The organism is Suttonella sp. (assembly GCF_056855035.1).
In genome coordinates, this window is sequence record NZ_JBXGGR010000013.1 from 1 (window position 1) to 10,996 (window position 10,996).

The 10,996-nt window shown below is 47.3% G+C and carries 10 protein-coding genes and 1 pseudogene; 4 read left to right on the forward strand and 7 right to left on the reverse strand.

Annotation, left to right across the window (positions count from 1 at the left end; translation table 11 throughout):
* Window positions 1–132, forward strand: a pseudogene (locus ACJHVI_RS01275) (IS30 family transposase); the annotation flags it as partial.
* 24 nt (window positions 133–156) lie between these two features.
* On the opposite strand, the gene tatC reads toward ACJHVI_RS01275, so the two are convergent.
* The 7 genes from tatC to ACJHVI_RS01310 are packed head-to-tail and all read right to left on the reverse strand — an operon-like array spanning window position 157 to window position 5,669.
* A complete protein-coding gene (gene tatC, locus ACJHVI_RS01280; protein ID WP_483182771.1) occupies window positions 157–936 on the reverse strand; it encodes a twin-arginine translocase subunit TatC in 780 nt (259 codons plus the stop codon).
* 7 nt (window positions 937–943) lie between these two features.
* Complete coding sequence (gene tatB, locus ACJHVI_RS01285; protein WP_483182773.1) at window positions 944–1,453, reverse strand: Sec-independent protein translocase protein TatB; 510 nt, start codon at window positions 1,451–1,453, stop codon at window positions 944–946.
* Between the two features lie 17 nt (window positions 1,454–1,470).
* Window positions 1,471–1,701: a twin-arginine translocase TatA/TatE family subunit gene (gene tatA / locus ACJHVI_RS01290; RefSeq protein WP_483182774.1), complete on the reverse strand. Its 231-nt coding sequence runs from the start codon at window positions 1,699–1,701 to the stop codon at window positions 1,471–1,473.
* A 12-nt stretch (window positions 1,702–1,713) separates the two neighbouring features.
* Window positions 1,714–2,031 carry a phosphoribosyl-ATP diphosphatase gene (locus ACJHVI_RS01295; RefSeq protein ID WP_483182776.1) on the reverse strand — a complete coding sequence of 106 codons (318 nt, stop codon included), beginning with the start codon at window positions 2,029–2,031 and terminating at the stop codon, window positions 1,714–1,716.
* A complete protein-coding gene (gene hisI, locus ACJHVI_RS01300) occupies window positions 2,021–2,407 on the reverse strand; it encodes a phosphoribosyl-AMP cyclohydrolase (protein WP_483182777.1) in 387 nt (128 codons plus the stop codon). The genes ACJHVI_RS01295 and hisI overlap by 11 nt, the downstream gene beginning before the upstream one ends.
* Window positions 2,400–4,478, reverse strand: a complete 2,079-nt coding sequence (gene pta / locus ACJHVI_RS01305; RefSeq protein WP_483182778.1) for a phosphate acetyltransferase — start codon at window positions 4,476–4,478, stop codon at window positions 2,400–2,402. The genes hisI and pta overlap by 8 nt, the downstream gene beginning before the upstream one ends.
* Before the next feature lie 12 nt (window positions 4,479–4,490).
* Entirely contained in the window at window positions 4,491–5,669 is a 1,179-nt protein-coding gene (locus ACJHVI_RS01310) for an acetate/propionate family kinase (RefSeq protein WP_483182779.1), read from the reverse strand.
* Between the two features lie 626 nt (window positions 5,670–6,295).
* Here ACJHVI_RS01310 and ACJHVI_RS01315 point away from each other — a divergent pair.
* Genes ACJHVI_RS01315 through ACJHVI_RS01325 form a run of 3 tightly spaced genes read left to right on the forward strand, consistent with a single transcriptional unit; the run spans window position 6,296 to window position 10,826 of the window.
* Window positions 6,296–7,480: an efflux RND transporter periplasmic adaptor subunit gene (locus ACJHVI_RS01315; RefSeq protein WP_483182780.1), complete on the forward strand. Its 1,185-nt coding sequence runs from the start codon at window positions 6,296–6,298 to the stop codon at window positions 7,478–7,480.
* Complete coding sequence (locus ACJHVI_RS01320) at window positions 7,481–9,421, forward strand: MacB family efflux pump subunit (protein WP_483182781.1); 1,941 nt, start codon at window positions 7,481–7,483, stop codon at window positions 9,419–9,421. It begins immediately after the preceding gene.
* Between the two features lies 1 nt (window position 9,422).
* Window positions 9,423–10,826 (forward strand): efflux transporter outer membrane subunit, encoded by a 1,404-nt coding sequence (locus tag ACJHVI_RS01325; RefSeq protein WP_483182782.1) that lies wholly within the window; start codon window positions 9,423–9,425, stop codon window positions 10,824–10,826.
* Window positions 10,827–10,996 lie beyond the last annotated feature (170 nt).

A 10,996-nucleotide genomic window follows, 5' to 3' on the forward strand; every position in this document is an offset into this window, starting at 1 on the left:
CTTGATAATCTCTGCGCTGAATTCATCAAAGAGATAGAGGACAATTTGAATAATCGTCCTCGTAAGGTGCTAGGCTTTATGACGCCATTGGAGGTTAAAGCTAGCTTTGGGCGCGTTGCACTTCATACTTGAATCTGCCAAGCATTAAAAAAGCCCTTAGCGGGCTTTTTCTTCTTCACTCTCTTCAGTATTTCCTTGCCAATATTTCGCTACCAAAATGCCGATTTCAAATAGCACAAGCATCGGCACCGCCAATAAGGTCTGTGAAAAAATATCGGGCGGTGTCAGTAGCATTCCCACCACAAAAGCAATCAGAATGATATAAGGCCGCTTGGCGGTTAAGGTTTTAATTTCCACCACACCCATGCGGATTAAAATCACGGTTGCCACCGGCACTTCAAATACCAAGCCGAATGCCATGAACATCGCCAAGCTTAAACTGACATAGCCGGTAATATCCGGCATTAATTCAACGCCTTGCAAAGATGCCCCCGTTTTGACCAAGAAACTGAACATCAGCGGCAAAATCACAAAATAGGCGAATAAAACACCTAAATAAAATAAGAGCGTTGAAGAAACCACCATCGGCAGCATCAGGCGTTTTTCATGCCGATACATGCCCGGCGCGACAAAACGCCAAATTTGATACAACGTCCACGGAATGCTAATCAGCACCGCCATGAAAAAACAGACTTTAATCGGCGTCAGAAAAACATCTATCGGCTGCTGCGCCAGCATTTTTTGCCCCGGCATCAAGTTCATCAAGACAGGGCGGGCAAAGAATTCGTAAATGGATTGGTTAAAAGGCAGCATTAAGACAAATACGCCCAGCATTACCAATAAGATATTGATCAGGCTGCGGCGCAAATCGACCAAATGCTCGACTAAAGACATTTCTTCGTCTTCATTTTCAGTATTAGGCGGTAAAGTACTCATAAATGATTCAGCTCGGCTTGGCGGAAGAAGCGGTATCGGCTAAGGTATCGGAAGCAGGACTATCGACGGCGGCGCCGATATGTTCGATGCCGCTGTCGCGCTCAGCTTCGGCTTCAGACTGGGCAGGTACCTCATATTGCGTTATCCGCTCATGTCCGCCCGCAGTTTGCGCGCGCTCATCGGCAATGTTTTGCAAAGATTGCTCAACGGCTTTAACCTCCGAATCAATATCTTGCAAAATTTTATTGCCTTCCGAACGCACTTTTTTTTCAGTCTCGATAACCGATTGGTTCAATTTGCGGATATGCTCTTGCAAATCCATTTCATCCACGCTGCGCCGTACTTCGTCCAAATGCAGCTCGCGTTCGATGTCGCCGCGCACATCGCTGAACATACGCTGTATTTTGCGCACCATGACCATAATACTGCGCACCACTTCAGGCAATTTGTCGGGACCGACTACGACGATGCCGATAACGGCAATCACAGCCAGCTCCCAAAAGCCAATATCGAACATGGCTTGTTTCCCGATGCTTAAACGGTTTTGTCTTTTGAAGTCACTTCGCCGTCAATCACGCCATCATCTCTTTGCTCATGACTGACGCGTTGCTGCGGCTGCGAAGTCTCTTCCTCGCTTTTCATTTCGTTTTTAAAGCCTTTGATGGCACTACCCAAATCCGAGCCTAAGGTGCGCAGGCGTTTGCCGCCGAAAATCAAGACCACAATGACTAATACGATTAACAGTTGAATAGGACTAATACCCATAAGAATACCTCATTATTTACGATTTGCTTTTTCTTCCAAGCCCGAAAGGGCGAAACGTCGCGCTAATTCTAGCGAAATATCTTGCAAAGCGATACCTTCGCGCGCCCATAAGACCATTAAGTGATAAATAAGGTCGCAACTTTCATACAATACGGCTTCGCGTCCTTGACCGACCGCCGCAATCACGATTTCCGTCGCTTCCTCCCCGATTTTTTTCAGCAGTTTTTCAGGCGCCGCCTGCAAGAGCTGTGCGGTGTAGCTGTCGTCAGCAGCGGCACTACGCCGCGCAGCGATAATTTTTTCCAATTCCGATAAGGCATTATTTTCCATAAATGGCTTCCGTTGATTTTAAAACGGGCAGACATTCCTGCCATTGCCCGTCAATGAATTGGCGATAAAAGCAGCTGCGGCGTCCGGTATGGCAGGCAATGCCGCCTTTTTGCCGCACTTCCGCCAGCAAACTGTCGCCGTCGCAGTCCAAATACAGGGCTATCAGCGTTTGCGTATGCCCCGAAGTTTCGCCCTTATGCCACAATTGGCGGCGCGAACGGCTGTAATAAACCATTTCGCCGCGGGCAATCGTGGCTTGCAAGGCTTCGGCATTCATCCATGCCTGCATGAGCAGTTGGCGGTCATCGGCATCAATTGCACTGACTGCCACCAATCCCTGCTCGTTGAAACGCACTTCCGACAGCCAATCAGTCATTTTGCGCTGCTTGAATCGCGGTAATGGCAATCGTATAGACGATATCGTCAATCAAAGCGCCGCGCGACAAATCATTGACCGGTTTGCGCATTCCCTGTAAGACCGGTCCCATGGAAATGGCGTTTGCCGAACGTTGCACCGCTTTGTAGGTCGTATTGCCGGTATTTAAATCGGGGAATACGAATACATTCGCCTGACCGGCGACCGGAGAATTCGGCGCTTTACTTGCCGCTACGGAAGCGACTGCCGCCGCATCATATTGCAAGGGACCGTCAACAATAATGTCTGGACGCAGTTCGCGTACTTTTTCAGTCGCCGCTTTGACTTTTTCCACATCTTCGCCGCTGCCGGAAGAACCGGTGGAATAAGAAATCATCGCCACGCGCGGATTTAAGCCGAAAGCCTTGGCGGTATCGTTGGACTGAATGGCAATTTGTGCCAATTCATCGGCATTAGGCTTCGGCACAATCGCGCAGTCGCCGTAAACCATCACGCTGTCGGGCAGGCACATGAAGAAAACGGAAGACACCATTTTCGCTCCTGGAGCGGTTTTGATGATTTGCAAAGGCGGACGCATGGTATTGGCTGTGGTATGCACCGCGCCAGAGACCAATCCGTCCACTTCGCCGGCTTCCAGCATCATGGTGCCGAGCATCACGTTATCGCGCAATTGCTCGCGCGCCATGACTTCGGTCATGCCTTTGTTGGCACGCAATTCCACCAAACGCGCCACATAATTTTCCCGCACCGCATCCGGATCGACGACCGTAATGCCTTCGCCCAAGGTAACGCCCTGCTGCTCCCCCACTTGCGCCACACTGGCAGGATTGGCCAATAAGACGCAGCGCGCCATGCCGCGGGCAGCCACTTGGCTTGCCGCCACCACCGTGCGCGGCTCGTCGCCTTCGGGCAGTACAATATTTTTATTTGCCGCAATTGCATCTTTCACCAACTGATAGCGGAAAGAAGCGGGCGATAAAATATTTTCGCGCACGTCTTGCAGATAATCCTGCACCCAGTCATAGGCAATATGATCGGCGAAAAATTCCTGCGTTTTATTCAAGCGGGTCGAGTCGTCAAGAGGCAGATAGCGGTTAAATCCTTCCATCAAGCCAACCAAGCCCCATGTGTTTGAGTCCACATGCAGCAAGGGCAACCCCGATTTCTCAATCAGGGGACGGCATAATTCCAATACCGTTTTTGAAGGCTCCGTCGGGCCTGTGAGAACCAAGCAGGCCAACTGCGTTCCTGCGGAAGCGGAAATCGTTACCGCCATCAAAGCATCGTCGCGGTCGCCCGGACAGAAAATGCAATTGTTGGGAATGAGATATTGTCTGGCATTGGGAACGGTGCGGGCAAAAATCACAATCTCTTGCACGCGTCTTGTCTCCATCTCGCCGGCAAATAAGACGCTGGCATTGAGATGCTTTTGCAAATCGCTGACGCGCGGCGCGCTTAATTCCGGCTTGGAGGGGATGGCGCCTAAGAGCAGGAAATTCGCTTGTTTAAAACAGGCCAATCCTTCCAACTGCGCTCGGCTAAGCCCTTTTCCGTCCACATGGTTGATAATCGCGCCCAATAATTGGCGACCATTAAAACCGCCGAATTGTTCCGCCACGAAGGCGATTTGATTATCCAAACGCGAGACGGATTCTACTTCCGCGCTACTGACGATAATGACTTCCGCATTTAAAGCGCGGGCGACCGCCTGATTGACCTGCGCCGCATAAGGCACAGCGGAGGATTCCAATAAACCCTCTAAAATCACGACATCAGCATCGCCGCGGGCATCTTCGTAGCGGCGCAGTAATTCTTCCATCAACTCGTCAAGCGAATGGCTGTCTAGCGCTTCCTGCACCGTTTCAGGGCTTAAAGGCTCGGCATTGCCGCGGCAATATTTCGCCATCAAATCATAGCTGACATCGCTTTGCTGACCTTCGGCATATTGCATCACAGGTTTGAAAAAACCAGTTTTTACCCCTTTGCGATCCAGCGCGTGATATAAACCGAGCACGGCGGAAGTCAGACCTACTTGCTTGTAAGTACCGACTAATAAGATACTTTTACTCATCGATTTTCCTTATTAGGCAGCCAAAGCGGCGGTATCGCGGGCAATCAATAATTCCTCATTGGTCGGCACCACCCAAACCGGCAGACTGCCTTGGGCATGAATCGCGCCGGTTTTACCGAACAGCACTTCTTTATTGCGCGCTTGGTCGAGGCTAAAACCTAAGAAAGCCAAATGCTCGACGGTGCGGCGGCGGACATAATCGGAATTCTCTCCGATACCGCCGGTAAAGACCAAAACATCGCAGCCGCCTAAAGCCACCAATTGCGCGCCGATATGTTTGGCTAAACGGTAGCAATAGACTTCCATCGCCCGAATCGCTGCGGCATTGCCTTTTTCCATTTCCTCTTCCAACGTACGGCAATCATTGGAAATACCGGACAGACCGAGTAAACCGGAGCGTTTCCATAAAATATCGCTCATTTCTTTGGCATCAACATCGAATTGTTCCATCAAAATGCTGGGAATGGCGGGGTCGATGTCGCCGGTACGCGTGCCGTGCACCAAACCTTCCAGCGGAGTTAAGCCCATAGTGGTATCCACCGAATGATCGCTGTTAATCGCCGCCACAGAACCGCCGTTGCCCAAATGGCAAACAATCGATTTGACTTTTTCCTTGCCCAGCAATTCAGGCAATTGCGAAGCGATATAGCGGTATGAAGTGCCATGGAAGCCGTATTTGCGAATATGCCAGTTCGTGTAATATTCATAAGGCAGCGCGTATAAATAAGCATTTTCCGGCATTTGTTGATGGAAAGCGGTATCAAAAACCACCGCCTGCGGCAAATCGCCGAAATGATGCAAAGCGGCATCGATGCCTTCCACATGCGCGGGATTATGCAAAGGTGCCAAACGGATACAATCGGCAATTTTCGCCCGCACATCTTCATTAACCAAAACCGATTCGGAAAAATATTCGCCGCCATGCACCACACGATGCCCGACCGCCTGAATGCTTTCCATCAGATTTTCGGCTTTCAACACTTCGACTAAAACCTCCAAAGCCTTTTCATGCGTTCCCGGATTCAAATCATATTGCGTTTTGCCCGAAGCGGTTTTTGCCGTGAACATACCGACTGGATGTCCCAATTTTTCGGCTAAGCCTTTTAAAGGCGAATCGCCTGTGACCGGATCAATTACCGCATATTTCAAACTTGAAGAGCCGCAATTGATGACGAGAACGTACTGAGTCATACTTTTTCCTTATATGATGAACAATAAAAATATGCGCTTATTTTAGCGCAAAGCAGGAACCTCCGCAGACTTAATCGATAGCAAACAGATTTCAAGACAAAAAAAACCCCGACCAATCGGGCGGGGTAAAATCATCATGAGGCAATGTGACAGAGTACATGACAGCTCTGTCGTGGTTAATAATAATAAATGGCATTAAGAATAGCAAATATATTTTTGACAAAATCAGCAACTTATTTACAAAATAATGATTTTAAATGATTTTTAATTATCTACCATTAAATCAAGTATAGAAATATTTCTGTTTTGCTTGGCAAAGTTAATAAAAAACGACAATAAAAATTCAAAAAATCAATTATTTAATATAGAACCTTTTTCATACTATATTGTTTTTAAAGAAAAACTTGCGCCACCGCCTTTTTCTCCCTATAATGTGCTCCATCGCAATGTGACAGAAATATATGCCCCGACACACGGGGCTTTTTTTTGCCCAAACGAATTCTAATTGTAGCGCTTAGCGTCAAAATATTCATGCGGCTGGTGCAAACATGCATCAAGATTACCGCCTTGTAGCTTATCTTTATGGCACGCATCGCTATAATAGCCGCCGAATGAGGAAGGACACTATGCAGCAATCAATCCGTAGCCGAGGTTTTTCTTGGCTGAAGTTTCTAATTATTATCGTTATTTTGGGCAGCGCGGTCTATGCTTGGCAGCAGCATCAAGCCAAGCGGCAAGAAGCCGATTCGGCACAGCAATATATTACCGAAAAGGTTCGCCGCGGTGATTTGTCTTACCTAGTAAATGCCAGCGGCAAAATTTATCCGCAAAAAATTGTGCAGGTCGGCGCGCAAGTTTCAGGAGAAATTGCGCAAATGCATGTAAAAATTGGTGACATAGTCAAGGCGGGTGATGTAATTGCAGAGGTTGATGCCCGCTCACAGGAAAATGCCAAATTAACTGCTGAAGCACAATTAAAAAGCCAGCAAGCGGCGTTAGCACGAGCACAGTCAACACTAAAACAAGCACAACAAGCCTATAATCGCGCCAATAATTTGTACAAACAAGGTGCAGGCTCAAAAGAAGCGCAAGAAAATGCTTTGGCAACACTCAATAGTGCTCAAAATGCAATCATTGAAGCACAAGCAAATATTCGCCAAAGCGAACTAACAATTGCTAATGCGAGTTTAAATTTAAACCATACGCAGGTAACTGCACCAATTGCTGGAACGGTTATTGCAGCGGCGGTTGAAGGAGGACAAAGCGTTAATGCGGTGCAATCCAGCCCAACGATTGTTACTTTGGCACGTACAGATGTAATGACAATTAAAGCAGAAATTGCGGAAGCAGATATTGCTGTGATGAAGGTCGGCTTACCCGTTAAAGTAACTTTACTAGGTAAAAACAACCAAATTTATCAAGGCGTATTATCCAGTATTGATCCTGCACCAAAAGAAATTTCCGATAATGGCAGCATCAGCAGCAGTAGCGCGATTTATTATTACGGGCATATTGATGTGGATAATGCAGCGGGATTTTTACGCTATGGCATGACTGCTACGATTGCCATTGAGGTTGATAAAGCAGAAAACGTCCTCTTAATCCCCATGACGGCAATTGAAAACTTACCAAATGGCGAAACAATGGTATCTGTCTTAATAAATGGTCAAGCTGAGAAACGTAAGATTGAAGTTGGATTGGAAGATGGCGTATATGCGGAAGTGTTGAATGGTTTGCAAGAAGGTGAAGCGGTGATTGTTAGTCATGCAGATAATCCATCATCTTCACCAAAAGGACCGAGAATATTCTAAATGTGTGAAGTGCTGATTAAAACACAGAATCTAATTAAACGCTATGGTAACGGCGAAACAGAAGTTACTGTTTTGCATAGCTTAGATATCGAAATTCATGCTGGCGAAATGATTGCAATTATTGGGCAATCTGGTTCAGGAAAATCTACCTTAATGAATATTTTAGGCTGTCTTGACAGACCTAGTGAGGGTGATTATTGGCTTGAAGGCGAAAATACCAAGCAGTTAAGCATTCGTGCGCGTGCACGTTTGCGTCGTGAGCATATTGGCTTTATTTTTCAGCGTTATCATTTACTCAATGATTTAACGGCACGTGAAAATGTGGCAATTCCTGCCGTCTATGCTGGCGTAAATAAGACACAACGTTTAGCGCGTGCCGATGCTTTGCTTAATCGTCTTGGACTAGGCGAGCGCTGCAGCTATAAACCCACGCAATTATCAGGCGGGCAACAGCAGAGAGTTTCTATTGCCCGCGCTTTGATGAACGGTGGCAAAATCATTTTTGCCGATGAGCCGACCGGCGCACTGGATAGCGAATCGGGACGCGAAGTGATGCGGATTTTGCGCGAATTGCACAGCGAAGGGCATACTGTCATTTTAGTCACACATGACCCCATAATTGCCGCCAGTGCCGACCGTGTAATTGAGCTCAAAGACGGGCGAATCATCAATGATAGCAGAAAGCATGAACGCGATATGAAGCCGCCACAGCCTAAAGCTTTTGCACGCGGTCGTGATTTATTTGCAATCAGAGCTTTAAGTTCTGCTTTTGCCATGGCGGTGCGCGCGATTATGGGACATAAATTGCGTGCATTTTTAACTATGCTCGGCATTATTATCGGCATTGCCTCAGTCGTGAGTATGGTCGCACTTGGTCAAGGTTCACAGCAGCAAGTACTTTCCAGTATTAGTGATTTAGGTTCAAATACCATTGAAGTATTTCCTGGACATTTTGGTGATCGGCATGCAAAACGTATTCGCACCTTGACCAGTGATGATGCCCAAATTTTAGCTCAACAAAGCTTTATTGACTCAGCTACTCCAAGTGTTAGCAGCTTTGAAATTTTGCGCATCAATGATAAAGAAATTAATGCTTCCATTACTGGGATAGGTGAACAATATTTTCAAGTACAAAATATCCCTATCGTTCAAGGAAGGGGCTTAGTTCACTCGGATATTGAACAACATAAATCTGTAGGCTATTTAGATACTAAAGGTGCCCAACAATTATTTGGTAAGAAAAATCCTTTAGGGCAAGTAGTATTAATCAACAACATGCCGCTTACCATTATTGGAATCATAGATTTAAGTAATCAAAATCGTTTTTCTAATAGTAATAGTCTTGGAGTTTGGGCACCCTATACTTCTGTGATGAGTCGTTTGTTGGGACAAACTTATGTATCCAATATCATTCTCCGCATTTCCGACAGCGTAGATAGCGCAGTTGCAGAGGATGCAGTAAAGCGTATTTTAATTCATCGCCATGGTGGCGAAGATTTTACTTTATTTAATAATGACTCTCTCCGTCAAACTATTACTGAAACTATGCAAGCTTTATCTTTACTCATCTCCGCAATAGCGGTCATTTCTTTAATTGTTGGCGGCATTGGTGTAATGAATATTATGTTAGTCTCTGTAACAGAACGTACACAAGAAATTGGTATTCGTATGGCAGTCGGCGCACGTCAAAGCGATATCATGCGGCAATTTTTAATTGAAGCCATATTGCTGTGTTTAATCGGCGGCATTATTGGTATCGGATTAGCATTCGGTTTAGGCAAAATCATCACACTTAGCTATAGCGATTTCAGCATGATATATTCCACCCAATCTATTATTCTTGCTTTTGCCTGTGCTACCGGCATCGGCATACTCTTTGGCTATTTACCCGCAAAAAATGCCGCCAAACTTGATCCTGTGCAAGCCCTCAGCGGAGAATAACATGCCATTTAGCAAAAGCACCCTATTCCTAACCTTATTGCTTGGCGCATGCAGTATTGCGCCGATTAAAAACATTGACACGGAGCTGGCGCGGGAAATCCGCGTTCCGCAGCAATGGATGCTTGCCGCCGCCAAGCAATCCGTAGCTCGGCAACAGGCATGGTGGCAGCAATTTGCCAGTGCGGAATTAAACGCGCTCATGCAGCAAGCCATGCTCGGCAATCAAGATTTGAAAGCCGCCGCCCTTACTTGGCAACGTGCGCGGCTTGCTCTTGACAGTCAAGCGCTGGCGCAAAGCATTAGTACTAACGGCAATCTCGGCGCCAATGCCGCACATCATTACGGCACTAACAGCAATAGCAGCGGTTTTAGCGCCTCTTTCTCCGCCGCCTACCAACTGGATTTATGGCAAAAACTCGCCGCCACCACTCAAACCGCCGCTTGGAACGCAGATGCCAGTGCCCAAGATATGCTTGCTGCCCGTCTTTCCCTGCAAGGCGAAGTTGCCAACGCTTGGCTGCAACTGCTTTACGCCCAAGCACAACTCGAACTCAATCAAGCCCAAATCGCCTATCAAGAACAAACCTACCGCCTCGTCGGCATACGCCTTAGCGAAGGCGCGGCAAGCGAATTGGAACACAGCAATGCCAAACAAGCCCTTAGCGCGCTTGCCATCAGCAAACGCAGTCTTGAAGCCGAAATCGAACAAGCGCAAATCACGCTCAGCATTTTACTCGGACAAGCTCCGCAAAGCTTCATAAGCTCCAGCCGCCTGAGTGACATCGTTATCGAGGCAATCGCGCCGCAGCTGCCTGCCGCCTTGCTGCATCAACGTCCGGATTTGCGTGCGGCGCAATACCGCTTGCAAGCGGATTTGGGCAATATTGCCGTGGCAGAACGCGATTTTTATCCCGACATCAACCTTAACGGCGGTATTTCAGGCAGCAGCGACATCTTAGGCGATTTGCTGCGCAATCCGATTGCCAGTCTTGCAGGCAGCATCAGCCTGCCCTTTTTGCAACAACGCGAACGCAATTTGGCGCTGCAAAACGCGCAAACACAATATCAGGCTAATCTGGCGAACTTTACACAAACGCTCTATCGCGCCTTTGCCGATGTTGAAAAAGCCCTAAGTAAAGTCGCAGAAAGCGACGACAACGCCGCCCACATTGCCGCACGTTTGAAAAACGCGCAAAAAATTGAACGGCTAAGCCAAATCCGCTATCAGGCAGGTGCAGACAGTCTGCAAACGCTGCTGGATGCACAGCAGTCGCGCCGCGAAATCGAATCCGCCATGCTGGACAACCGCTATCAGCGCATCAGCCGCCGCATCGCGCTCGCGCTTGCCTTAGGCGGCAGCGAAAATCTAGACAATCTTTATAGCTTGACAACGCAAAGAAAATAATTTGTTAGGCTCTAGACTAGCAGAATCATTCTGTTAGACTAGAAAAATGAGATACAACAGTAAATTAAGCACATATCAGCTCAAAAAAATTATTCGGCACTTTTGTGCCGATATTGAAGCCTCAAAAACCGCTTTGCTGACCGGTTTTAATCGCAATACCATCAATCATT

Excerpts from the sequence above, each read along its gene's own strand:
- tatC (WP_483182771.1), bottom strand. The coding sequence starts at position 936 with ATGAGTACTTTACCGCCTAATACTGAAAATGAAGACGAAGAAATGTCT.
- tatB (WP_483182773.1), bottom strand. The coding sequence starts at position 1,453 with ATGTTCGATATTGGCTTTTGGGAGCTGGCTGTGATTGCCGTTATCGGC.
- tatA (WP_483182774.1), bottom strand. The coding sequence starts at position 1,701 with ATGGGTATTAGTCCTATTCAACTGTTAATCGTATTAGTCATTGTGGTC.
- ACJHVI_RS01295 (WP_483182776.1), bottom strand. The coding sequence starts at position 2,031 with ATGGAAAATAATGCCTTATCGGAATTGGAAAAAATTATCGCTGCGCGG.
- hisI (WP_483182777.1), bottom strand. The coding sequence starts at position 2,407 with ATGACTGATTGGCTGTCGGAAGTGCGTTTCAACGAGCAGGGATTGGTG.
- pta (WP_483182778.1), bottom strand. The coding sequence starts at position 4,478 with ATGAGTAAAAGTATCTTATTAGTCGGTACTTACAAGCAAGTAGGTCTG.
- ACJHVI_RS01310 (WP_483182779.1), bottom strand. The coding sequence starts at position 5,669 with ATGACTCAGTACGTTCTCGTCATCAATTGCGGCTCTTCAAGTTTGAAA.
- ACJHVI_RS01315 (WP_483182780.1), top strand. The coding sequence starts at position 6,296 with ATGCAGCAATCAATCCGTAGCCGAGGTTTTTCTTGGCTGAAGTTTCTA.
- ACJHVI_RS01320 (WP_483182781.1), top strand. The coding sequence starts at position 7,481 with ATGTGTGAAGTGCTGATTAAAACACAGAATCTAATTAAACGCTATGGT.
- ACJHVI_RS01325 (WP_483182782.1), top strand. The coding sequence starts at position 9,423 with ATGCCATTTAGCAAAAGCACCCTATTCCTAACCTTATTGCTTGGCGCA.